The sequence below is a fragment of the Paraburkholderia sp. Ac-20336 genome (assembly GCF_017105025.1).
Classification (GTDB): domain Bacteria; phylum Pseudomonadota; class Gammaproteobacteria; order Burkholderiales; family Burkholderiaceae; genus Paraburkholderia.
The window spans coordinates 1-22,917 of record NZ_JAAGPS010000017.1 but is presented as its reverse complement, the minus strand read 5'-3'; the positions used below and the strand labels follow the sequence as shown (position 1 = coordinate 22,917).

Below are 22,917 nucleotides of genomic sequence, written 5' to 3'. Positions count from 1 at the left end.
AGTCTTCAGATGCTTAGACGCTTCTGGCTGTTATTTGCCCAAGCGGTGACTGTGCTGTTGGCGCTGATGTTCATCATTGCGACCCTCAAACCGCAGTGGCTCCAGCGTCAAGGGCAGTTCGGCAGACAACTCGCCGAACCGATCGTCGCGCTGCGGGAAGTGGCGCCAGGCATCGGCGGCGGCCATGCCGAGGCGTCCTATGCGGATGCCGCGCAAAAAGCGATGCCCGCGGTCGTCAATGTGTTCTCCAGCAAGGATGGCTCACTGCCACCCGACCCGCGTGCGAAAGACCCGCTGTTCCGCTACTTCTTCGGCGACAAAAACAATCGCAAGCAGCCGGAGCAGCCCGCCTCGAATCTCGGCTCAGGCGTGATAGTGAGTTCGGAAGGTTACATTCTAACGAACCAGCACGTCGTCGACGGCGCCGATCAGATCGAAGTCGCGCTCGCCGACGGCCGCACCACCAGCGCGAAGGTGATCGGCGTCGATCCCGAAACCGATCTGGCCGTGCTCAAGATCAACCTGACCAATCTGCCCACCATCACGCTTGGGCGCATGGATCAGACGCACGTCGGCGACGTCGTGCTCGCGATCGGCAATCCGTTCGGCGTCGGCCAGACCGTGACGATGGGCATCGTCAGCGCGCTCGGGCGCAATCACCTCGGCATCAACACGTTCGAAAACTTCATCCAGACCGACGCGGCGATCAACCCCGGCAACTCGGGCGGGGCGCTCGTCGACGTGAACGGCAACCTGCTCGGCATCAATACCGCGATCTATTCGCGCTCGGGCGGCTCGCTCGGCATCGGCTTCGCGATTCCGGTGTCGACCGCGCGCAGCGTGCTCGAAAGCATCATCACGACGGGCTCGGTCACGCGCGGCTGGATCGGCGTCGAGCCGCAGGACGTCACGCCCGAAATCGCCGAGTCGTTCGGGCTCGAGCAGAAGTCGGGCGCGATCGTCGCGGGCGTGCTGAAGAGCGGCCCGGCGGATCGCGCGGGCATCAAGCCCGGTGACATCCTGATGAGCGTGAACAACCAGGAAATCACCGACACCACGCGCCTGCTGAACGTGATCGCGCAGATCAAACCGGGCACGTCGGCGAAAGTGCATCTGGTGCGCAAGGGCCATCCGATCGACCTCGACGTGACGATCGGCAAGCGTCCGCCGCCGCCGAAGCAGGCCGAAGACGATAACGGCGGCGATCAGCCGGATGATGATGGGGGTTGAGAGCCGCCGGGCGTGAGCCTCGCGGACGCGTCGTAAGGTATGGCGAGGTGTGTTGCCGCCAGCAGGCGCCTCGCGCTGGCGCGTAGTGCGAAGACCGCCGGCTAGCCGGATACGCACGTACGAAAGCAAAAGGGCAGTCCATCATGGACTGCCCTTTTGCTTTGCCTGGCCGGGCTTGCTCGCCGCATGCCGGCGCTCAATTCGACGGCGGACTGGCATCCTCCGTCACCGCCGCCGGCTGCTTGCCGACGAACACCCGCGCCGCGATGATGCCCGCTTCGTACAGCACGATCAGCGGCACCGCGAGGATCAGTTGCGAGAACACGTCCGGCGGCGTCACGACGGCCGACACCACGAACGCGCCGACGATCACGTAGGGGCGAATCTCCTTGAGCTTCTTCAGCGTGATGACGTTCATGCGCACGAGCAGCACGACGACGATCGGCACCTCGAACGTCACGCCGAACGCGATGAACATCGTCAGCACGAAGCTCAGGTAATTGTCGATATCGGTCGTCATCTCCGCGCCGAGCGGCGCGTTGTAGTGCGCCATCACGCGAAAGATAGTCGGAAACACGACGAAGTACGCAAACGCCATGCCGCACAGGAACAGCGTGTAGCTGCTCGCCACCAGCGGCGCGACCAGCTTCTTCTCGTGCTGATACAAGCCCGGCGCGACGAACGCCCAGATCTGGTACAGCACGACCGGCAGCGCGATCACGAACGCCACCAGCATCGTCACTTTCATCGGCACGAAGAACGAGCCGGTGACGTCGGTGACGATCATCTTGCCGTCCTTCGGCAGGTTCATCATGAGCGGCCGCGCCAGCAGCCGGAAAATGTCCGGCGCCCAGTACACGAGCCCGATGAACACCACGATGACGGCTAAGCCCGCACGGATGATGCGGTCACGCAGTTCGACGAGGTGGGAAATGAAGGTCTCTTCAGCGCCTTCGCTCTGGGATTGCTGGGGGTCGCTCACACCGGCCCTCGGTTAGAGATTGTCGTTCTGATCATCAGAAGAACCGCGTCGGACGACGCAGGCTGGCGGGCGTATGCCGGGCAACGCGCGCGGCACCCGACTGCACGCGCGTGCGGCGCAGGCTTGCGCGCTTGTACCAGGCGGGTGTAGCGCTCTGCTTGACGCGCCAGTTCTTGCGCCTGGGCGCAGCGGCCGGCGTGCTGACCGGCCACGATGTGGTGCCCGAAGCGTTGCTGCCGGCATCTTCGAGCGCACCGCCGGCCATGCCCGGCGACACCGACGTGCCGCTGTTCCACGCTTCGTTCAGTTCGTTCTCGTGCTTGCGCAGATTGTCCTGAACCGCGCTTTCGACATTGCTCGCGGCCTTTTCGAACTCGGTTTTCATGCGCCGTAGTTCGTCCAGCTCGATTTCGCGCGTGACCTCGGCCTTCACGTCGTTGATATACCGCTGTGCGCGGCCGAACAGCGCGCCGGCCGTACGAGCGACACGCGGCAGGCGCTCAGGCCCGAGGACGACCAGCGCGACGACGCCGATCAGCGCCATCTTGGTTAGACCGAGGTCCAGCATGAAGTGGAATGTCCGTCAGTAACGCGGGAACGGCAAAAGCGCCGCGGCTTAGCGGTAGTCGCTCGAATGCGGCGTCTTTTCCTTGGCTTCGACGTCCACCGCGCCGTTGCGCGGCAGTTCGCGTTGCTGCTGCGCGTCGTCTGCCGGCGATTCGGCGTCCTTCATGCCTTCCTTGAACCCCTTCACCGCGCCGCCCAGATCGCTGCCGATGTTGCGCAGCTTCTTCGTACCGAACACGAGCGCAACGATCAGCAACACGATCAGCCAATGCCAAATGCTCAACGAACCCATGACTACTCTCCTTAACTTCGGCATCGCCCCGCGATGCGGAAAATTTTGTGCGCCTTGCGGCGCAACCTGAAGCGCGAACGCTTCGTCTCCATCGCGTCTGTACCGCTTTGTCCCCGGCGCCTTGCCCCGGCAAGCGCTCGCGGTTGCAAGGCAGTTGCGATTCACCCGGCGGCACAACCGCTGCCATTCTGGTCAGACGACCGCGTCGGCGTTATTACACTGCGGCAAATACAACGCCCACGCCGATCGCCTTTGCCTCACCCGCCGCGGCCCGTGAGCGCGAAGCATCGCGCACCCCATGAAAGCCGCGCCGCCGCGCCTAGCCCATGCGCTGCCAGGGACGCGGCCCCGCGAGAATATGCGCGTGCAGGTGATACACCTCCTGCCCGCCGCCCGGACCGGTATTGATTACCGTGCGAAAACCCGTTTCGCCGCCGCTGTAGGCGACACCCAGTTGCTCGGCGAGGCGCGCCGTCAAGACAAGCATTCTACCAAGCAGAGGCGCATCGTTTTCGGTGCAGTTCGACAGCGTCGCGATGTGCTTGCGAGGGATGACCAGCACGTGAGTTTCGGCCGCCGGACGGATGTCGCGGAAGGCGACGAACTCGTCGTCTTCATAGACTTTGGTCGACGGGATTTCGCCGGCGGCGATCTTGCAGAAAAGGCAATTCGGATCGTGACTCATCGTATTCCTGACGCGATATGACTGGAGCGCGAAGCACGCGGCAAGATCCGACCCGAAAGCCGGCCCGATGAACGGGCCGCAAGTCGCTCAGACCCAGCCGCGTGGATTCGCGAACGGCTTGTTATCGTACAGATACAGCCAGCCTTTGATAATACGGTACAACATCCAGATGCTGACGGCCCACAGCACCGGAATGCCGATCACGACGAGCAGCAGCGACGCGCCGATCGCATAGCCGACGAGGCCCATCCAGAACGTGCGGATCTGCCACTGGAAGTGCGCTTCGTACGGTGTGCCGGCCACGTCCGGCCGCTTGATGTAGTTGACGATGACGGCAATCAGAATGGTCAGCCCGCCAGTGAGCCAGTGCACCGCATACAGCGCGTACAGCACGTGCGTGAGCGTGCGCAGGCTGCGCTCGCGCTCAGGCTCCATGGCGTTGCGATAGACCGGCGACGGATAGCTTCCTTGCGACTGTTCCATGCTCGCGTCCTCCGAAGGTGCGTTTACCGCAATATGGGTGCCCGCGCCCGCGACTTCAAGCGCAAGCGCCCGGTTACTGCCTCGTCACGACTGCCGGATTGCCACTCAGTCGCAGCGCAATCGCCGCTCAGTCGCCGTTCTGCTCGCGCTCGCGGCTCTTGCGCAGCGCTTTTTCCTCGATGCCCGACAGCCCTTCGCGGCGTTCGAGTTCAGCGAGCACGTCCGCCGGGCTCAGATCGAAATGCGACAGCATCACGAGGCAATGAAACCACAGGTCCGCGACCTCGCCGACCAGCGCCTTCGGCGCGCCGCCGTGACGCGCGTCTTTCGCGGCCAGCACGACTTCGGTGGCTTCCTCGCCGATCTTCTTCAGCACCGCGTCGTCGCCCTTGTGAAACAGGCGCGACACGTACGAAATGTCCGGATCGCCGCCCTTGCGGCTGTCGATGACCGCCGCGAGACGCAGCAGCGTATCGTTCGTGGAAGCCGAAGCGGGCGACGGGTTTTGCGTGGATTGCGTCATTTGTAGATGTGTTCGGGGTCTTTCAGCACGGGATCGACGGCCTGCCAGTCGCCATCCGCGACCGAGCCTTCGAATTTCTGGAAAAAGCACGAGTGGCGCCCGGTGTGGCACGCGATGCCCGACACCTGCTCCACCTTGAGCAGCACCACGTCTTCGTCGCAATCGAGCCGCACTTCATACACGTGCTGCACGTGGCCGGACTCCTCGCCCTTGAACCACAGGCGCTGGCGCGAGCGCGAGAAATACACCGCGCGGCCCGTTTCGACCGTCTTCGCGAGAGCCTCGCGGTTCATCCACGCGAACATCAGCACGTCGTTCGTCGACGCTTCCTGCGCGATCACAGGCACGAGGCCGTTCGCGTCCCACTTGACCTTGTCGAGCCAGTTCACTGCCGAAGAATTCGTCACGTCACAACCTCACCGAAATGCCCTGGTCGGCCATGAAGCGCTTGGCCTCGCCGACCGTGTGTTCACCGTAGTGGAAGATGCTCGCGGCGAGCACCGCGTCCGCGTGGCCGTCCTTGATGCCGTCGGCGAGATGCTGCAGATTGCCGACGCCGCCCGAGGCGATCACCGGCACCGGCACCGCGTCCGACACCGCGCGCGTCAGCGCGAGGTCGAAGCCGCTCTTGGTGCCGTCGCGATCCATGCTGGTCAGCAGGATTTCGCCCGCGCCGAGTTCGGCCATTTTGCGCGCCCATTCGACCGCTTCGAGACCGGTCGCCTTGCGCCCGCCATGCGTGAACACTTCCCAGCGCGGCGGCTCGCCGTCGGCGGACACGCGCTTCGCGTCGATCGCGACGACGATGCACTGCGAGCCGTACTTGTCGGTGGCCTCTTTCACGAGTTGCGGATTCGCAACCGCCGACGAGTTCATGCTGATCTTGTCGGCCCCCGCGTTGAGCAGGCGCCGCACGTCCTCGACCGCGCGCACGCCGCCGCCGACCGTCAGCGGAATGAACACCTGCGAGGCGACCGCCTCGATGATCGGCAGAATCAGGTCGCGCTGATCCGAAGTCGCGGTGATGTCGAGGAACGTGAGTTCGTCGGCGCCCTGGTCGTCGTAACGGCGCGCGATTTCGACAGGGTCGCCGGCGTCGCGCAGTTCGACGAAGTTGACGCCCTTGACCACGCGGCCCGCGGTAACGTCGAGACAGGGAATGATGCGTTTAGCTAGAGCCATGATCGTGCAATTCTGCCAATACCGCTGATGAGGCCGCTCGCTCGCGGAGCAAGCGGCACGGTGCCGGCGCGACCTGTTGCGTCGCGCCGCGAGTGGAATGCCGGCAGGAAGCCGGCAAGGTTCCGGGTGCGGGGGCGTGCGACGCGCGCTGCCGGCACGCGCTTAGGCGTCGTCCGCTTCGCGCAGCTTGTCCGCGAGCGTTTGCGCCGCCGCGAAGTCGAGATCGCCCGAATAGATCGCGCGGCCGCAAATTACGCCTTCGATGCCCTCGCCTTCGACTTCGCACAGCGATTCGATGTCCGCGAGATTCGACAGGCCGCCGCTCGCGATCACTGGAATCTTCACCGCGCGCGCGAGGCGCACGGTCGCTTCGATGTTGATGCCTTGCAGCATGCCGTCGCGGCCGATGTCGGTGTAGATGATGGACTCGCAGCCGTAGTCCTCGAACTTGCGCGCGAGGTCGGCCACTTCGTGGCCGGTCAGCTTGCTCCAGCCGTCGGTGGCAACCTTGCCGTCCTTCGCGTCGAGCCCAACGATGATGTGGCCGCCGAACGCGGTGCACGCATCCTGCAGAAAGCCCGGGTTCTTCACCGCCGCCGTGCCGATGATCACATACGACAGGCCGTCGTCGAGATAGCGCTCGATCGTGTTCAGATCGCGAATGCCGCCGCCCAGTTGCACCGGAATCTCGCCGCCCACTTCCTCGATGATCGCCCGGATCGCATCGCCGTTCTTCGGCTTGCCGGCGAATGCACCATTCAGGTCGACCAGATGCAGACGACGCGCGCCGCGGTCGACCCAATGTCGGGCCATTGCCGCCGGTTCCTCGGAAAAAATCGTCGCCTGGTCCATATCGCCCTGTTTGAGGCGTACACACTGACCATCTTTCAGGTCGATGGCGGGAATCAGCAGCATAGCAATCGGGTGTTGTCTGGGAGTGGGTTGAAGGTCGGCGGCAGCGGCTGAATAGACAGCCCGCCGCAGCGCCGTTTCGCTAGTTTAGTACAACTCTTTCGGCGCTCCAGCGGGGCACCGGTCAGATACGGGACCGCGGCACCGCGCGCCCTGCGCGCGGCAACGGGATAAAGAAAGGCGTTCACGGGTTCCAGTGCACGAAGTTGCGATACACGCGCAAGCCCGCTTCGGCGCTCTTTTCAGGATGAAATTGGGTGGCGAAGATGTTATCCCGCGCTACCGCCGAGGTAAAGGGCACGCCGTAGACCGTCTCGCCCGACGTATGCGCGGAATTGTCCGGCACGACGTAGTAGCTGTGCACGAAGTAGAAGAACGCGTTGTCGGCGACGCCGTCCCACAGCGGATGCGGCTGCGCCTGGTGCACACGGTTCCAGCCCATCTGCGGGACCTTGAAGCGCGAGCCGTCGTCCTGCACCTGGCCTTCGAGTTCGAAGCGCACCACCTTGCCGGGCAGCAGCCCGAGCCCTCGCGTATCGCCCTCGGCGCTCCAGTCGAACAGCATCTGCTCGCCGACGCACACGCCCATCAGCGGCTTGCCGCGCGACGCCTCGACGACCGCTTCCTGCAGGCCGGACTCGCCGAGACTGCGCATGCAGTCGGGCATCGCGCCCTGGCCCGGCAGCACCACGCGGTCGGCCGCGCGAATCGCCTCGGGACGATCGACGATCGCCACGTCCGCTTCCGGCGCGGCCTTGCGCAATGCCTGGGCCACCGAGCGCAGGTTGCCCATTCCGTAATCCACAATCGCTATCGAAGTTTTCATTTCAAGTTTGGCCGCCCTGCCTTCAAGCGATCGGCGCGGCTGCGCGGCGTCGAACGACATACCGGCTCGCGCGCTCCTGCCCGATGAATCGCTTGAGGAAATCGCTCGAAGGTGAATGGCCTAAAGACGTTGGAGGCGATGAAACCTGTTAGAGGCTGCCCTTGGTCGACGGAATCTGCCCTGCCGCGCGTTCGTCGAGCTCGACGGCCATGCGCAGCGCGCGGCCGAATGCCTTGAACACCGTTTCGAGCTGATGATGCGCGTTGATGCCGCGCAGATTGTCGATGTGCAGCGTCACGCCGGCGTGGTTCACGAAGCCGCGGAAGAATTCGATCGACAGATCGACGTCGAACGTGCCGATGCGCGCGCGCGTGAACGGCACGTGAAATTCGAGGCCCGGACGGCCGGAAAAATCGATCACGACACGCGACAGCGCTTCGTCGAGCGGCACGTAGGAATGACCGTAGCGGCGGATGCCCTTGCGGTCGCCGATCGCCTTCGCGACGGCCTGGCCCAACGTGATGCCGGTGTCTTCGACCGTATGGTGGTCGTCGATATGCAGGTCGCCATGCGCCTCGATCTCGAGGTCGAACAGACCGTGGCGGGCGATCTGGTCGAGCATGTGGTCCAGAAACGGCACGCCGGTGGCCAGCCTCTGCTGACCGGTGCCGTCCAGATTGATCTTCACACGGATCTGCGTTTCGCTGGTGTTGCGAACGACTTCCGCAAGGCGCATGGTAATTCCTCGAATCTCGCTAGAAAGCGCTAATGATGTGGGGTGGAAAAAAGGCGAGCCGGGCTGCCGATCAGCGCAGCACGAGCTTCAGTCCGGCGAGCAACTGGGCGTTTTCCTCGGGAGACCCGACGGTCAAACGCACGCAATTCGCCAGCAATGCATGCATTTTACTCACGTTTTTGATCAGAACCCGCGCCGTGAGCAGCGTTTCGAACAGCACGGACGCATCGGGCACGCGCACGAGCAGGAAGTTGCCCGCGCTCGGGAACATCTCGGCGCCCGGCAGCGCAGCTACCGCCTGCGCGAGTTTCGTGCGCTCTTCGCGCAATTGCGCGGCCTGCGCATCGAGCACACCGACGTGATCGAGCAGGAAACCGGCGGCGGCTTGCGTCAGCACGTTGATGTTGTACGGCGGGCGCACCTTGTCGAATTCGGTCAACCACGCGGGCTTGCCGACCAGATAGCCGAGGCGGATACCCGCGAGACCAAGCTTCGACACCGTGCGCATCACGACGACGTTGTCGAACTGGTCAGCGCGCGGCAGCCAGCTTTTCTGCGCGAACGGCTGATACGCCTCGTCGATCACGACGAGGCTGCCCTGCGCCGCGGCGATGATGCGCTCCATGTCGGCGTCATCGAAAAGCGTGCCGGTCGGGTTGTTCGGATACGCGAGATAGACCACCGCCGGCTTATGCTCGGCAAGCGCCGCGAGCATCGCGTCGGTGTCGAGCGTGAAATCAGGCTTGAGCGGCACGCCGACGAATTCGAGATTCGCCAGCTTCGCCGACATCTGATACATGACGAAACCGGGCACCGGCGCGAGCACCTTCGCGCCGGGCCGCGCGCACGCGACCGAGATGATGCTGATGATTTCATCCGAGCCGTTGCCGAGCAGCACATCGCAGCCGGCCGGCACGCCCATCACGTGACGGATGCGCTCGATCAGCGCTTCCGGGCGCGGTGCCGGATAGCGGTTCAGCGCGACGCCGGCGAGATGCGCGCCGAGATGCGCGGCCAGTTCCGGCGGCAGCGGAAACGGATTTTCCATGGCGTCGAGCTTGATGAAGCCGGTCGCGTCCGGAACCGGGTAGCTCGTCATTGCGAGCACGTCGCTGCGGATGAGGTCGTGAGGTGTCGTCATAGTTCGTGGCCCGGGCCGTGGGGAAATGCCGGCCCGGCATCGGCGGCGCAGGGCCGCGCTGGTTGGTCTCTATTGTCGTTATTGAACGCTTGAGTGCGGGCGATCCGTCGCTGAGCGCGGTGGGTTGGCACCGGAAACAACGGGAGCATCGGCAAGGATCGCCGGGACTCGACAGCGGGCCCCGCTTCGTGCGGCTGCCGCCCTGCCTCTTGCCGTTGCTTCCGCGCCTGCCGCCTTGGGATCAGCTTTGCCGCGCGCCGCCGTTGTCTGTCATCCGCCTCAGCCGCGTTCGTTGTTGTTGTGCCGCATCCGGTATTCGGCGCTGCGTGCATGCGCTTGCAGGCCTTCGCCGTAGGCGAGTTCGGCGGCGATCTCGCCGAGCGTCTGCGCGCCTTCCGCGCTGACTTCGATCAGGCTCGAACGCTTGAAGAAATCATAAACGCCGAGCGGCGACGAGAACCGCGCGGTGCGCGAAGTCGGCAACACGTGGTTCGGCCCCGCGCAGTAGTCGCCGAGGCTCTCGCTCGTGTAGCGGCCAAGGAAGATCGCGCCCGCGTGGCGAATCTGCTGCGCCCATTGATGCGGCTCCAGCGCCGAGATTTCGAGGTGCTCGGGCGCGATATCGTTGGCGATCGCGCAGGCTTCGGCCATATCGCGCACCTTGATCAGCGCGCCGCGATTTTCGAGCGACGTGCGGATCACTTCGTGGCGCGGCATGGCCGGCAGCAGTTCGTCGATCGCTTCCTTCACACGCGCGATGAACGCGTCGTCCGGGCACAGCAGGATCGACTGCGCGAGTTCGTCGTGCTCGGCTTGCGAGAACAGGTCCATCGCGACCCAGCGCGGGTCCGTCGTACCGTCGCACAGCACGAGAATTTCCGAGGGCCCCGCGATCATGTCGATGCCGACCGTGCCGAACACGCGCCGCTTCGCCGAGGCGACGTACGCGTTGCCGGGGCCGCAGATCTTGTCGACCGCAGGCACCGTCTGCGTGCCGTACGCGAGCGCGCCGACCGCCTGCGCGCCGCCGATCGTGAACACGCGATCGACGCCGCCGAGCAGCGCTGCCGCCAGCACGAGCGGATTCTTCACGCCGTCCGGCGTCGGCACGACCATGACGATTTCGCGCACGCCGGCCACGCGGGCCGGAATCGCGTTCATCAGCACCGACGACGGATACGCCGCCTTGCCGCCCGGCACGTAGATGCCCGCGCGATCGAGCGGCGTGACCTTCTGGCCGAGCACCGTGCCGTCGGCCTCGGTGTACTGCCAGCTATGGCTGCCGCACTCGATCCTCTGCTTCTCGTGATAGCCGCGCACGCGCGCCGCCGCCGCTTCGAGCGACGCGCGCCGCTTCGGTTCGAGGCTTTCGAGCGCCGCTTCGAGCTCCGACATCGGCAGTTCGAGCGCGGCCACGCTCCGCGCATCGAGCCGGTCGAAGCGGTTCGTGTACTCGAGCACCGCCTCGTCGCCGCGCGCCTTCACGTCGTTCAGAATCTGCGCGACCGAGCGCTCGATGGCGTCGTCTTCGCTCGCCTCGAACGCGAGCACCGCATGCAGCGACTTCTGGAAGTCGGGCGCGGTGGAATCGAGTTTGCGAATCTTGGTAGACATACAGGTATCCGTTTCGGTAAGGCGCTCGGTCGCAGCGTAGTCAGAGTGCCGGGCAGAGTACCAGCGCCGGGTGCCGACGCTCAGGCCGCCGGGGCGCCGGCTTTCGACGATGCCTTGGCAAACGCGTCGAGAATCGGCCGCAATGCGGCGCGTTTGAGCTTCAGCGCCGCCTGGTTCACGACGAGGCGCGACGAAATCTGCATGATCTCTTCCACCTCGACAAGATTGTTCGCGCGCAGCGTATTGCCTGAGCTGACCAGGTCGACGATCGCGTCGGCGAGGCCGACCAGCGGCGCCAGTTCCATCGAACCGTACAGCTTGATCAGGTCGACGTGCACGCCCTTGGCAGCAAAATGCTCACGTGCGGTTTCCACGTACTTGGTCGCGACACGCAGACGCGCGCCCTGACGCACCACGCTCGCGTAATCGAAACCGGCCGCGACCGCGACCGACATGCGGCAACGCGCGATGTCGAGGTCGATCGGCTGATACAGGCCGCTGCCGCCATGTTCGAGCAGCACGTCCTTGCCGGCCACGCCGAAGTCGGCCGCGCCGTACTCGACATAGGTCGGCACGTCGGTCGCGCGCACGATGATCACGCGCAGGTTCGCGTCGGTGGTCGGCAGGATCAGCTTGCGCGAGGTTTCCGGGTCTTCCGCGACTTCGATGCCGGCCGCCGCGAGCAACGGCAGCGTTTCCTCGAAGATACGCCCTTTCGACAACGCGAGCGTGAGCGGCGCGCTCACCGCCGGCGACGACGACGTTTGCGGCATCGAACTCATGCTGCGCTCCCGGACACGCGGCGCACCTTCGCGCCGATTGCGTTGAGCTTCGCTTCCATGCGGTCGTAGCCGCGATCGAGGTGATAGATGCGGTCGATCAGCGTCTCGCCCTCGGCGCGCAGCGCGGCGATCACGAGACTCGCGGACGCGCGCAGATCGGTCGCCATCACCTTCGCGCCGGACAGCTTCGCGACGCCGTTCACGAGCGCGGTGTTGCCGTCGATCGTGATGCTGGCGCCGAGGCGGTTCAGCTCCTGCACGTGCATGAAGCGGTTCTCGAAGATCGTCTCGACGACCTGCGAGGTGCCGTCGGCGATCGCGTTGAGCGCCATGAACTGCGCCTGCATGTCAGTCGGAAACGCCGGGTATTCGGACGTGCGGAACGTAACCGCGCTCGGGCGCCGGTCCATGCGCACGCGCATCCAGTCGTCACCTTCCTCGACCGTGACGCCCGCTTCGCGCAGCTTCTCGGTAACGGCTTCGAGCAGCAGCGGACGCATCTTGCGCAGCGTGACGTCGCCGCCGGCCGCCGCGACCGCGCACAGGAACGTGCCGGCTTCGATGCGGTCCGGAATCACCGCGTGCTGCGCGCCGTGCAGCTTGTCGACGCCCTGGATCACGAGACGGTCGGTGCCGATGCCCTCGATCTTCGCGCCCATCGCAACGAGCAGATGCGCGAGGTCGACCACTTCGGGTTCGCGCGCGGCATTCTCGATGACCGTCTCGCCTTCGGCGAGCACCGCCGCCATCAGCAGGTTCTCGGTGCCGGTCACGGTAATCATATCGGTGACGATGCGCGCGCCCTTCAGACGCTTCGCACGCGCTTCGATGAAGCCGTGCTCGATCGTGATCTCGGCGCCCATCGCCTGCAGGCCCTTGATGTGCTGGTCGACCGGCCGCGCGCCGATCGCGCAGCCGCCCGGCAGCGACACGCGCGCATGACCGAAGCGCGCGACGAGCGGACCGAGCACGAGGATCGACGCACGCATCGTCTTCACCATCTCGTACGGCGCGACGAGGTTGTCGACCTTCGACGCGTCGAGCGCCACGCGGCCCTCGCCCGCCTCGATACGCACGCCCATCTGGCCGAGCAGCTTGAGCATCGTGCGCACGTCCTGCAGATCGGGCACGTTCTCCAGATGCACCGGCTCGGCGCTCAGGAGACCCGCGCACAGGATCGGCAATGCCGCGTTCTTCGCCCCCGAGACGACAACTTCACCGGAGAGCGGGTGACCACCTTCAATGACGAGTTTATCCATGCCTGTCGGCTCCTGATCGGCCCGGTTCGCGCCCGGACCTGCCTTGACTGTGTTCGGCGCGCCGCTCGCGGCGTCGCGCCCTTCCTGTGTGATTCGCACTGAATTTCCAGATTACGCGTTCTGCCATTCGGCGGGCGTCAGCGTCCTCATGCTGAGCGCGTGGATTTCTTCGCGCATGCGGTCGCCGAGCGCCGCATACACGAGTTGATGGCGCTGGATCAGGCGCTTGCCCTCGAAGCTCGGCGAGACGATCGTCGCAAAGAAATGCTGACCGTCGCCTTGGACTTCGAGATGCTCGCACGCGAGCCCAGCCGCTATGTATTGCTTGACCTGTTCGGGAGTCGGCAACATGAGAGATGCTCCTCGTCAGTGGCGCAGCTTGTAGCCGGTGGCGAGCATGCGCATCGCCACGACCGCCAGCACCACGAAGAAACCGGCGACGATCGCGAGGCTCACGAGCGGGTCGATGTCCGACACGCCGAAAAAGCCATAGCGAAAGCCGTCGATCATGTAGAAAAACGGATTGAGCCGCGACACTTCGCGCCACACGGGCGGCAGCGTATGCGTCGAATAGAACACGCCCGAGAGGAACGTGAGCGGCATGATGAGGAAGTTCTGGAACGCGGCGAGCTGGTCGAACTTCTCGGCCCAGATACCGGCGATCAGGCCCAGCGTGCCGAGAATCCCCGCGCCGAACATCGCGAACACGATGATGTAGAGCGGCGCGCTGAAGCTGAGCGGCACGAACCAGATCGTCACGATGAACACGCCGAAGCCGACGCACAGACCACGCGCGACGGCCGCGAGCACGTAGGCCGCGAACATCTCGTAGTGCGACAGCGGCGGCAGCAGCACGAACACGAGGTTGCCGGTGATCTTCGACTGAATCAGCGAGGAAGAACTGTTCGCGAACGCGTTCTGCAGCACGCTCATCATCACGAGGCCCGGAATCAGGAAGCTCGTGTATTCGACACCCGGATAAACCTGCACGTGGCCGCGCAGCGCGTGGCCGAAGATGGTCAGATAAAGCAGCGCCGTGATGACCGGCGCGAGCACGGTCTGGAACGACACCTTCCAGAAACGCAGCAGTTCTTTGTAAAACAGCGTGCTGAATCCACTGTAGCCGCTCATGCGAGCCCCTCGATCACTTCCGGACCGTTCATCACCTGAACGAATACGTCTTCGAGGTCGGCCTTGCGGACCTCGATCTCTTCGAATGTACAACCGGCCGCGCGGCACTGCGCGAGGATGCGCTCGACGTCGTCGTAGCTCGCCAGACGCAGCAGATGCTGGCGGCCGTTGCCGCTGGTTGCGCTGCTTTCCGCTTCGAGCGGACGCAGCTCGGCGGGCAGCACGCCCTGTGCGAAGCGCACGAACAGCTGCATGCCGGCGAAGCGCTGCAGCAGCGTGCTCGTGCGATCGAGCGCGACGACCTCGCCGCGGCGCAGCATCGCGATGCGGTCGCACAGCGATTCGGCTTCTTCCAGATAGTGCGTGGTCAGCACGATCGTGTGACCCTCGCGATTCAGGCGCGAAATGAATTTCCACAGGGTCTGGCGCAATTCGACGTCGACACCCGCGGTCGGCTCGTCGAGCACGATGACGGGCGGACGGTGCACGAGCGCCTGGGCGACCAGCACACGCCGCTTCATGCCGCCGGACAGCGCGCGCATGTTGGCGTCGGCTTTCTCAGTGAGATCGAGATTGGCCATGATCTCGTCGATCCACGCGTCGTTGTTGCGCAGACCGTAGTAGCCGGACTGGATGCGCAAGGTTTCGCGCACGGTGAAGAACGGGTCGAACACGAGTTCCTGCGGCACCACGCCGAGCGCGCGGCGCGCGTCGCGGAAATCGCCGACGACATCGTGACCGCGCACCGCGATGCTGCCTTCGTCGGCGCGCGCGAGACCCGCGAGAATGCTGATGAGCGTCGTCTTGCCCGCGCCGTTCGGACCGAGCAGTCCGAAGAACTCGCCTTCTTCGACCGTGAGGCTGACGCCCTTGAGCGCCTGCAAGTCCTTGTAGCGCTTCTTGACGTTACGAATTTCTATGGCTGACATGACTATGGGCCGCGTGCGTGGCGGCGCCTGAAGTAGCCCCGACGGAGCGTGGGGGCAAGCAAATGCTGGAAGAAACGGAACCGGGGCCGATTCAGGGCCAATTCAGCGCCCCAAAAAACGTTTGATTATAGGGCAAAAAGCCCTAAGCCCGGCCCGACAGGAAGGATTGGAGACGACGCCAGTGGAGCGTCAATGTCGCGCCGACGCAACCGCGCCGGATGCGGCGGGAGCAAGAAGCGTGTCGACGCCGTAGGCGCGCGCGAGGCTGGCGAGACCCGCCGGCAGATTGACGATTTCAAACTTGAGGCCGCGCGCCGCGCTCGCGCGCACCCACGCGAGCAGCACGGCGAGTGCCGCCGAATCGAACTGCGTGAGCGGCGCGCAATCGACGCCGCCCGCGCCCGCCGCGATGCGTTGCAGACCCGCCGCGAGCGCGGCCTTCGCACTCGCGTGGGTCAGCGTCGCGCCGCACTCGAAGCGGTTCGCGACCGGACTCAGCACTTCGCTCACGACTGCTTGCCCGAGGCGAGTTGCTGGTTGCGCTGCGTGAGGAACTGGATCAGCCCGTCCACGCCCTTCTGCTGGATCTGCTCGTTGAACTGCTGCTGATACGCCTGGATCAGCCATGCGCCGAGCACGTTGATGTCATACACGCGCCAGCCTTGCGGCGTCTTGTACAGGCGGTAGTCGAGCTCGATCGGCTGGCCGTTGTTCATCACGACCGAGCGCACCACCGTATCGGTGTCGTCCGGGTTCATGCGGAACGGCTTGTACTGGATCTGCTGGTCCTTCACCTGCGCGAGCGCGCCCGAGTAGGTGCGGATCAGCAGCATCTTGAACTGCTCGACCACCTGGTTCTGCTGCTCGGGCGTCGCGGTGCGCCAGTTGCGGCCCATCGCGAGCTGCGTAGTGCGGCGAAAATCGGTGTACGGCAGGATCTTTTCGTTGACGAGCGCCGTGATGTGCGAGATGTCGCCCTGCTGGATCGACTTGTCGTTGCGCACCGCGTCGACCACCTGCTGGGTCACGGTCTTGATCAGCGTATCCGGCGCGCTGGTGTCGGCGGTTTGTGCCGATGCGCCTGCGCTGACGAACGAAAACAACACGGCAAACAGGGGAATCAGGAAGAATTTTTTCATATCGAGCCTTACCTCAAAAATAGTGCAACGGTTTGAGCCGACCTTACCACGCGAGTTCGACAGCAATCCATGCGCAAACTGCGAGAGTCGTATCGATCTGTTACCGGCGCGCGCTCAATGCAGCTTGAAGGACGGGAAGTTGAAACGCGTGGGCGGCACCAGTTGACCCGCCGGAATCTGCGTTTCGGGACCGCCGTTCACATCGAGCGGCGGAGTGGCGGTGCCCGAGGCCGCCTCGGGCGCCGACGCGCCCTGCGCAGTCGCAGCCACGCCCGATGCCGGCGCCGCCTTGGCGGCAACACCTTGCGTGCCCGCGGCGGCGCCTGCCGCACCGGCCGCGCCCGTCTCGCCTTCGTCGTACTTCGGCAGCGGCGCTTCCTCGTCATAGCTCGGCAGGTCCTGCGGGCGCCGGCGGTTGTCCGACAGCAGATACTGACGGCGCTGCAGATACGCGTTGCGCACGAACGAGTATTTGTCGAGCGCCGCGCCTTCCAGCAGGTTGCTCGCGCCGAGCAGGTTCGCACGCGTATTGACGATGTTCAGGCCCCACAGGGCCCAGCTCAGGCCCGACGGACTGACGTAGCTGATCGGGTTCACGTAGTAGTTGCCGATCGAGCCGACCGCGTCGCGCACCGTGCTCGGGCCGAACAGCGGCAGCACGAGATACGGGCCCGCCGGCACGCCGTAGTGGCCGAGCGTCAGACCGAGGTCGTTGTCGTGCTTGGGCAGCTTCGCAAGCGTCGCGACGTCGAACAGGCCGCCGACACCGAACACCGTATTGATTACGATGCGCATGATGTCCGACACGCCGTCGGCGATGCGCAACTGCAGCAGGTTGTTCGCCGCGATGTAGACGTCGCCGATATTCGAGAAGAAGTTCGTCACGCTGTCGCGCACCGGCTGCGGCGTCGCCCAGACATAGCCCTGCGCGACCGGCTTCAGCGCGTACTGGTCGATCTTGTCGTTGACGGTGAACACCGTGCGGTTCAGGCCTTCGAACGGATCGCCCTTGGTCGGCGTCTGCACGGTCGTGCAGCCGGTGACGAGCGCCGCGGCCACCGCCACCTTGCCTAACTGGAAGACGCGCACGCGCGCCGAACGTGTGGTTTGCATTCTTGTTCTCCTTATTGGCTGGCGGCGCCAGCAGCAGGCGCCGCCGGCGCATTCGCCCCGCCCGCGGGCTTCGAGGCGCCGGAATCCGCCGCCTTGCTGTAGAGGAACTGGCCGATCAGGTTTTCGAGCACGATCGCCGATTGCGTCATCGAGATCGTATCGCCAGCCTTCAGCATTTCCGTGTCGCCGCCCGGTTCGAGCCCGATGTACTGCTCGCCGAGCAGGCCCGAAGTCAGTATCTTCGCCGAAGTATCTTTCGGAAACTGGTATTGCTTGTCGATATCGATCGTGACGAGCGCCTGGTAGGCATTGCTGTCGAAGCCGATCGAGGCGACCCGGCCGACCGTCACGCCGGCGCTCTTCACCGGCGCGCGCGCCTTCAGCCCGCCGATGTTGTCGAACTTGAGTTTGACCGGATACGTTGCCTGGAACGACAACGAGCTCATGTTGCCGGCCTTCAGCGCGAGAAACAGCAGCGCCACGAAACCCAGCACCACGAACAGGCCGACCCAGAAGTCGAGAGCAGTCTTTTTCATCGTCATCCCAAAGTGAATCCGCCACGCCATCGGCACCCCGTCGCGCGCGGCGCACGATGCGCCGCCGGCAGCCGGTGTGCGGCGCGGTCTTTAGCTGAACATCAGTGCGGTCAGCAGAAAATCGAGCCCGAGCACCGCGAGCGACGCGTACACGACCGTGCGGGTCGTCGCGCGCGACACGCCTTCCGGCGTCGGCTTCGCTTCGTAGCCCTGAAACAGCGCGACGAACGTCACCGCAAGGCCGAACACCACGCTCTTGACGACCCCGGCGCCGACATCGCGCCACACGTCGACGCCCCCCTGCATCTGCGACCAGAACGCGCCGGCATCGACGCCGATCAGCAGCACGCCCACCACGTAACCGCCCAGAATACCGACCGCGCTGAAAATCGCGGCGAGGATCGGCATCGAGATAATGCCCGCCCACAGGCGCGGCGCGACCACGACCTTGACCGGATCGACGGCCATCATTTCCATCGCGGTCAGCTGCTCGCCCGCCTTCATGAGGCCGATCTCGGCCGTGAGCGAAGTGCCCGCGCGGCCCGCGAACAGCAGCGCCGTGACCACCGGCCCGAGTTCGCGCACGAGCGACAGCGCGACGAGCAAGCCGAGCGCCTGCTCGGAGCCATAGCGGTTGAGCGTGTAGTAGCCCTGCAGGCCGAGCACGAAGCCGACGAAGAGCCCCGACACGGCGATGATCACGAGCGAATAATTACCGACGAAGTGGATCTGCTTCGTGACAAGACGCGGCCGGCGCAGCAGCGGGAAAAACTCGAGCACGAGGCGCAGGAAGAAGCGCGTCGCGTAACCGGCCGTGCCGAGCCCGCTGATCACCGAGCGACCGAGCGCACTGATCATGACTGGCCTCCGCCGATGCCGAAGTCCGCCGCGAGCGGCGTCTGGGCCGGATAGTGGAATTTGAACGGGCCGTCCGGCCCGCCGTCGATGAACTGCCGCACGGTCGGATCGGTCGAGGCGCGCAGTTCGTCCGGGGTGCCCTCGGCGAGCACCCCGCCGTTGGCGAGAAAGTAGACGTAATCCGCGATGGCGAACGATTCGGGCACGTCGTGCGTGACGAGAATCGAGGTGGCGCCGAGCGCCTGATTGAGCGTGCGGATCAGGTTCGCGGTGATGCCGAGCGAGATCGGATCGAGGCCGGCGAACGGCTCGTCGTACATCATCAGTTCGGGGTCGAGCGCGATGGCGCGCGCGAGCGCCACGCGGCGCGCCATGCCGCCCGAAATCTCCGAGGGCAGCAGATCGCGCGCGCCGCGCAAGCCCACCGCGTTGAGCTTCATCAGCACGAGGTCGCGCAGCAGTTCTTCGGGGAGATCGGTGTGCTCGCGCAGCGAGAAGGCAACGTTTTCGAACACCGACATGTCGGTAAACAACGCGCCGAACTGGAACAGCATGCCCATTTTGCGGCGCAGCGCGTAAAGGCCTTCGCGCGTCTGCCGGCCGAGGTCCTGGCCGTGGAACAGCACCTCGCCGCGCTGCGCGCGCACGAGGCCGCCGATCAGGCGCAGCACCGTGGTCTTGCCGCAACCGGAGCCGCCCATGACCGCGACGACCTGCCCGCGACGGAAGCGCAGGTTCAGATTCGACAGGACGAGCCGGTCGCCGTAACCGAAGTCGACGTCGCGCAGTTCGAGTAGGGGCTCGCGGGAGGAAGGCACCAAGCTGACAATCCTTTTACACGGAAGGCCGAATTATAGGGCCATCATGCAAAAGCTGCCGTGAGGTGCCCCGTCCATTGACTATGCCTGAGGATTATTGCGTAAACACGTGTTGCAACGCAGAAACCGCGGCAGCCGGATCGGCCGCATCGGTCACTGCGCGCACCACCGCGGCGCAGCCGACGCCGGTTGCCAGCACGTCGGGCAGCACCTGCAGATCGATCCCGCCGATCGCGACGAGCGGCACCACGCCGTCGAGCAGCCGCACGTAGCGTGCCAAACGCCGCAAGCCCTGCGGCGCGGTCGGCACCACCTTGGTCGCGGTCGGAAACACCGCGCCCAGTGCAATGTAACTCGGACGGAAGTGCAGCGCCTTCAGCGTCTCATAAAAACCGTGCGTCGACAGACCAAGCCGGACGCCAGCCGCCGCAATCGCGGACAGATCAGCGGTATGCACGTCTTCCTGGCCGAGATGCACGCCGTACGCACCGGCCTCGATGGCGGCCTGCCAGTGATCGTTGATGAACACCAGGGCGTCGTGCGCGCGTCCCACCGCCACGCTGCGGGCGATTTCGCGCTTCAGTTCGTCGGCGGGTTCGGCCGACTTGCGGCGCAACTGCACGGTCTTCACGCCGAGGCCGACCACCCGCTCGACCCAGTCCGCGGTCGGCAGCACCGGGTACAGGCCGAGCTTGTGCGGGCAGCGCGGAAACGGCTGCGCCGGCGCGGCCGGCAAGCCGGTCAGGCGCGGAAAGCGCGCGAGGTCGGATGGGAATGCGTCGGCGGCGCGGGTCTCGTCACGAGCTTCGTCACGGGTTTCGTCACCGTCGCGCCAGGCGAGCGCGAGCACGAGCGCGTCGTGCGGATCGAAACCGCAGTCGAGGAACGCAGCGAGCGCGACAATCCAGTCGTCCGCCAGATGGCCTTCGAGGCCGTACTTCTCGCCGCCCAGATGCAGCGTCGCGCGGTTTTCCGCGGTGACGATCACGCCCGCGCCCTGCGTGAGCCAGCGCGCCATCTGCTCGCCGTGCCGTTGCGCGTCGGCAAGCACGATCAGGTCGCCGCCGTTCGGCGCATCGGGCGCGGTCAGGCAGATGCGCCACGGCGCGTGCGTCGGCGGCCAGTCGCCGAGACGCGCGCGGATGCGCTCGGCGGCTTCGACCAGTTCGTCGGCGGGCGGCCAGAACAGATCGCGGTCCTTCAACGTCAAGGACTGTGTCATGCGGCACTCCCATCCTGATGCCAGAACGGCATGCCGACCACCGGCGTGCTCGCGTGCGCGCTTTCGCGCTCGGCCATCGGCCCCGCGAGATACGCCTGCCGGCCCGCCTCGACGCCGAGCGCGAACGCGCGCGCCATCGCTTCGGGGTGCGTCGCCTGCGACACGGCCGTGTTCAGCAGCACGCCGTCGAAGCCCCACTCCATCACCTGAGCCGCGTGCGACGGCACGCCGAGCCCGGCATCGACGATCAGCGGCACGTCCGGCAACCGCTCGCGCAGCACGCGTAGCCCGTACGGATTGATCACGCCCTTGCCGGTGCCGATCGGCGCGCCCCACGGCATCAGCGCCTCGCAACCGGCGTCGAGCAGACGGCGGCCGATCACGAGGTCTTCGGTGCAGTACGGCAGCACCTTGAAGCCGTCCTTGACGAGCCGCGCGGCGGCCTCGATCAGGCCCACCGGGTCGGGCTGCAGCGTGTAGTCGTCGCCGATCAGTTCGAGCTTGATCCAGTCGGTTTCGAAGATTTCGCGCGCCATGTGCGCGGTCGTGACCACTTCGCCGACCGTCAGGCAGCCCGCCGTGTTCGGCAGCAGCGGCACGGCGTGGCGCTTGAGCAGATCGAAGAAGCCGGCTTCGGCGCCGCCCTCGTTCATCTGCCGGCGCAGCGCGACGGTGACCATGCCGGGCCGCGCCGCGTCGATCGAATCGGACAGCGATTGCAGCGACGGATAGCGCGAGGTGCCAAGCAGCACGCGGCTCGCGAAAGTTTGGCCGTATAGCGTGAGGGCGTCGGCGGTCTGATGGGAGGTCATGTGCGTCATCCTGGTTTGCCGCTGCGACGTTGCGCAACGGCCTTGCGGCAAGGGGTTTCCGGCGCTCGTTTGCGGCAACGGGCCCGGTAATGAATCGGCGGCAGGCCGGCGCGCCGGCGCTCAGCCGCCCGCGACCGGTTGCACGACGTCGAGCCGGTCGCCGGCTTGCAGCGCGCGCGCCGCATGCTGGGTGCGCGCGACGAAATCGCCGTTGAGCGCGACCGCGAACGGCGGACGCGCGCCATAGGCAGCGAGCGCATCGGCGACAGTCGAGCCCTCGGGCAGCGACAACGGCTTCTGATTGATATGAATGTCCATGGTGCTCGAATACGGTTCAATCGATGGCGAAAACGGCCCGATGCGCGGCGCGGCGGCCGCGGCGCTCAGGCCGGCTCCCGCATGAAATCCTGCTGGAAAAGCTCGCTCCAGCGTGCCTCGCGCCGCCAGCCGGCGAACGCGTCGGGGTCGCCGATGCGGCCGTCGAGCAAGGCGCTCGCGAAGCGCACGGCTTCGTCGGCGACTTCGGGCGCGATCATATAGCCGTGCCGGTACAGGCCGTTCACGCGCAGCGTGCGCGCGCCGTCCCACAGCAGCGCCGGACGATGATCGGGCAAGGTCGGGCGGCACTGCGAGTTGAGTTCGAGAATGCGCGCCTCGCCGAAACCCGGATGCACCGAAAACGCCGCGCTCAGCAGTTCGAGCGCCGAGCGCACGCTGACGGGCGACATGTCCTCGCCTTCGACCTCGGTCGCGCCGATCACATAGAGGCCGTTCTGCTTCGGCGCGATATAGAGCGGATAGCGCGGATGCAGCAGCCGCACCGGACGCGTCAACTGCAAACCCGGCGCATGCACGCGCGCGACTTCGCCGCGGATTCCGCGCAGCGTCGGCAGCACCGGCTTCGCGCCGAGACCGCGGCAGTCGATCGTGATGCCGGCCTCGGGCAGCGCAGCCTCGTCGACGGGCGTATTCCAGTGGGTCTGCACGCCGCGTTCGGCAAGACCGGCGGCGAGCGCGGCCAGCACCTGGCGGTTATCGAGCTGGCCTTCGCGCGGCAGCAGCCAGCCCTGGTTGAAGCGGCCGGCCAGCGCGGGCTCGGCAGCGCCGAGCTGGGCACCGGCCAGCGCGACGAAGCCGCCGTCGAG

The 22,917-nt window shown here is 65.6% G+C and carries 29 protein-coding genes; 1 reads left to right on the top strand and 28 read right to left on the bottom strand.

Annotated features, from left to right (window positions below; all coding sequences use genetic code 11):
• Window positions 1-9 precede the first annotated feature (9 nt).
• Window positions 10-1,230: a Do family serine endopeptidase gene (locus tag GXB81_RS08910; RefSeq protein ID WP_167045614.1), complete on the top strand. Its 1,221-nt coding sequence runs from the start codon at window positions 10-12 to the stop codon at window positions 1,228-1,230.
• A gap of 196 nt (window positions 1,231-1,426) precedes the next feature.
• Here the strand turns inward: GXB81_RS08910 and tatC are convergent, their stop codons facing one another.
• From tatC to GXB81_RS08770, 28 genes are all read right to left on the bottom strand, one after another.
• Entirely contained in the window at window positions 1,427-2,212 is a 786-nt protein-coding gene (tatC, locus tag GXB81_RS08905; protein ID WP_167284136.1) for a twin-arginine translocase subunit TatC, read from the bottom strand.
• A gap of 34 nt (window positions 2,213-2,246) precedes the next feature.
• Entirely contained in the window at window positions 2,247-2,780 is a 534-nt protein-coding gene (tatB, locus tag GXB81_RS08900; RefSeq protein WP_167045608.1) for a Sec-independent protein translocase protein TatB, read from the bottom strand.
• A gap of 48 nt (window positions 2,781-2,828) precedes the next feature.
• A complete protein-coding gene (gene tatA / locus GXB81_RS08895; protein ID WP_167045605.1) occupies window positions 2,829-3,071 on the bottom strand; it encodes a Sec-independent protein translocase subunit TatA in 243 nt (80 codons plus the stop codon).
• Window positions 3,072-3,390: 319 nt separating this feature from the next.
• A complete protein-coding gene (locus GXB81_RS08890; protein ID WP_167284135.1) occupies window positions 3,391-3,756 on the bottom strand; it encodes a histidine triad nucleotide-binding protein in 366 nt (121 codons plus the stop codon).
• An 87-nt stretch (window positions 3,757-3,843) separates the two neighbouring features.
• Window positions 3,844-4,239 (bottom strand): hypothetical protein, encoded by a 396-nt coding sequence (locus GXB81_RS08885; RefSeq protein ID WP_167284134.1) that lies wholly within the window; start codon window positions 4,237-4,239, stop codon window positions 3,844-3,846.
• Between the two features lie 127 nt (window positions 4,240-4,366).
• Window positions 4,367-4,762 (bottom strand): phosphoribosyl-ATP diphosphatase, encoded by a 396-nt coding sequence (locus GXB81_RS08880; RefSeq protein ID WP_167284133.1) that lies wholly within the window; start codon window positions 4,760-4,762, stop codon window positions 4,367-4,369.
• Window positions 4,759-5,169 (bottom strand): phosphoribosyl-AMP cyclohydrolase, encoded by a 411-nt coding sequence (gene hisI / locus GXB81_RS08875; RefSeq protein ID WP_205988917.1) that lies wholly within the window; start codon window positions 5,167-5,169, stop codon window positions 4,759-4,761. Before hisI ends, GXB81_RS08880 begins: the two co-directional genes overlap by 4 nt.
• Window position 5,170: 1 nt before the next feature.
• A complete protein-coding gene (gene hisF / locus GXB81_RS08870) occupies window positions 5,171-5,944 on the bottom strand; it encodes an imidazole glycerol phosphate synthase subunit HisF (protein ID WP_167045590.1) in 774 nt (257 codons plus the stop codon).
• A 162-nt stretch (window positions 5,945-6,106) separates the two neighbouring features.
• A complete protein-coding gene (gene hisA, locus GXB81_RS08865; protein ID WP_008918717.1) occupies window positions 6,107-6,859 on the bottom strand; it encodes a 1-(5-phosphoribosyl)-5-[(5-phosphoribosylamino)methylideneamino]imidazole-4-carboxamide isomerase in 753 nt (250 codons plus the stop codon).
• A gap of 181 nt (window positions 6,860-7,040) precedes the next feature.
• Window positions 7,041-7,682, bottom strand: coding sequence for an imidazole glycerol phosphate synthase subunit HisH (hisH, locus tag GXB81_RS08860; protein WP_167045588.1), 642 nt, complete (start codon window positions 7,680-7,682; stop codon window positions 7,041-7,043).
• A gap of 148 nt (window positions 7,683-7,830) precedes the next feature.
• Window positions 7,831-8,418 (bottom strand): imidazoleglycerol-phosphate dehydratase HisB, encoded by a 588-nt coding sequence (gene hisB, locus GXB81_RS08855; protein WP_167284131.1) that lies wholly within the window; start codon window positions 8,416-8,418, stop codon window positions 7,831-7,833.
• 70 nt (window positions 8,419-8,488) lie between these two features.
• Window positions 8,489-9,559: a histidinol-phosphate transaminase gene (hisC, locus tag GXB81_RS08850; protein WP_205988916.1), complete on the bottom strand. Its 1,071-nt coding sequence runs from the start codon at window positions 9,557-9,559 to the stop codon at window positions 8,489-8,491.
• 279 nt (window positions 9,560-9,838) lie between these two features.
• Entirely contained in the window at window positions 9,839-11,173 is a 1,335-nt protein-coding gene (hisD, locus tag GXB81_RS08845) for a histidinol dehydrogenase (protein WP_167045582.1), read from the bottom strand.
• A gap of 80 nt (window positions 11,174-11,253) precedes the next feature.
• Window positions 11,254-11,955, bottom strand: a complete 702-nt coding sequence (gene hisG, locus GXB81_RS08840) for an ATP phosphoribosyltransferase (RefSeq protein WP_167045579.1) — start codon at window positions 11,953-11,955, stop codon at window positions 11,254-11,256.
• A complete protein-coding gene (gene murA, locus GXB81_RS08835) occupies window positions 11,952-13,214 on the bottom strand; it encodes a UDP-N-acetylglucosamine 1-carboxyvinyltransferase (RefSeq protein ID WP_167284175.1) in 1,263 nt (420 codons plus the stop codon). Before murA ends, hisG begins: the two co-directional genes overlap by 4 nt.
• Before the next feature lie 111 nt (window positions 13,215-13,325).
• Entirely contained in the window at window positions 13,326-13,565 is a 240-nt protein-coding gene (locus GXB81_RS08830) for a BolA family protein (RefSeq protein WP_205988915.1), read from the bottom strand.
• A gap of 15 nt (window positions 13,566-13,580) precedes the next feature.
• The gene (locus GXB81_RS08825) at window positions 13,581-14,345 is read right to left on the bottom strand and encodes an ABC transporter permease (RefSeq protein WP_167045573.1); all 765 of its coding nucleotides are present in this window, start codon (window positions 14,343-14,345) and stop codon (window positions 13,581-13,583) included.
• Window positions 14,342-15,274 carry an ABC transporter ATP-binding protein gene (locus tag GXB81_RS08820; RefSeq protein WP_167045570.1) on the bottom strand — a complete coding sequence of 311 codons (933 nt, stop codon included), beginning with the start codon at window positions 15,272-15,274 and terminating at the stop codon, window positions 14,342-14,344. The genes GXB81_RS08825 and GXB81_RS08820 overlap by 4 nt, the downstream gene beginning before the upstream one ends.
• A 189-nt stretch (window positions 15,275-15,463) precedes the next feature.
• Window positions 15,464-15,784 (bottom strand): STAS domain-containing protein, encoded by a 321-nt coding sequence (locus tag GXB81_RS08815; RefSeq protein WP_167045567.1) that lies wholly within the window; start codon window positions 15,782-15,784, stop codon window positions 15,464-15,466.
• Window positions 15,781-16,413 (bottom strand): ABC transporter substrate-binding protein, encoded by a 633-nt coding sequence (locus tag GXB81_RS08810; RefSeq protein ID WP_205988914.1) that lies wholly within the window; start codon window positions 16,411-16,413, stop codon window positions 15,781-15,783. Before GXB81_RS08810 ends, GXB81_RS08815 begins: the two co-directional genes overlap by 4 nt.
• A 114-nt stretch (window positions 16,414-16,527) precedes the next feature.
• Window positions 16,528-17,526 carry a VacJ family lipoprotein gene (locus GXB81_RS08805; RefSeq protein ID WP_167045561.1) on the bottom strand — a complete coding sequence of 333 codons (999 nt, stop codon included), beginning with the start codon at window positions 17,524-17,526 and terminating at the stop codon, window positions 16,528-16,530.
• A gap of 11 nt (window positions 17,527-17,537) precedes the next feature.
• Window positions 17,538-18,062 (bottom strand): outer membrane lipid asymmetry maintenance protein MlaD, encoded by a 525-nt coding sequence (mlaD, locus tag GXB81_RS08800; RefSeq protein WP_167045558.1) that lies wholly within the window; start codon window positions 18,060-18,062, stop codon window positions 17,538-17,540.
• A gap of 90 nt (window positions 18,063-18,152) precedes the next feature.
• Entirely contained in the window at window positions 18,153-18,920 is a 768-nt protein-coding gene (gene mlaE, locus GXB81_RS08795; RefSeq protein ID WP_167045555.1) for a lipid asymmetry maintenance ABC transporter permease subunit MlaE, read from the bottom strand.
• The gene (locus GXB81_RS08790) at window positions 18,917-19,738 is read right to left on the bottom strand and encodes an ABC transporter ATP-binding protein (protein ID WP_205988949.1); all 822 of its coding nucleotides are present in this window, start codon (window positions 19,736-19,738) and stop codon (window positions 18,917-18,919) included. Before GXB81_RS08790 ends, mlaE begins: the two co-directional genes overlap by 4 nt.
• A 94-nt stretch (window positions 19,739-19,832) precedes the next feature.
• The gene (gene thiE / locus GXB81_RS08785; protein ID WP_205988913.1) at window positions 19,833-20,960 is read right to left on the bottom strand and encodes a thiamine phosphate synthase; all 1,128 of its coding nucleotides are present in this window, start codon (window positions 20,958-20,960) and stop codon (window positions 19,833-19,835) included.
• Complete coding sequence (locus GXB81_RS08780) at window positions 20,957-21,772, bottom strand: thiazole synthase (RefSeq protein ID WP_205988912.1); 816 nt, start codon at window positions 21,770-21,772, stop codon at window positions 20,957-20,959. Before GXB81_RS08780 ends, thiE begins: the two co-directional genes overlap by 4 nt.
• A gap of 120 nt (window positions 21,773-21,892) precedes the next feature.
• Window positions 21,893-22,090, bottom strand: coding sequence for a sulfur carrier protein ThiS (gene thiS / locus GXB81_RS08775; protein ID WP_167284127.1), 198 nt, complete (start codon window positions 22,088-22,090; stop codon window positions 21,893-21,895).
• A gap of 65 nt (window positions 22,091-22,155) precedes the next feature.
• On the bottom strand, window positions 22,156-22,917 hold a 762-nt coding region (locus GXB81_RS08770; protein ID WP_205988911.1), incomplete at its 5' end, for an FAD-dependent oxidoreductase.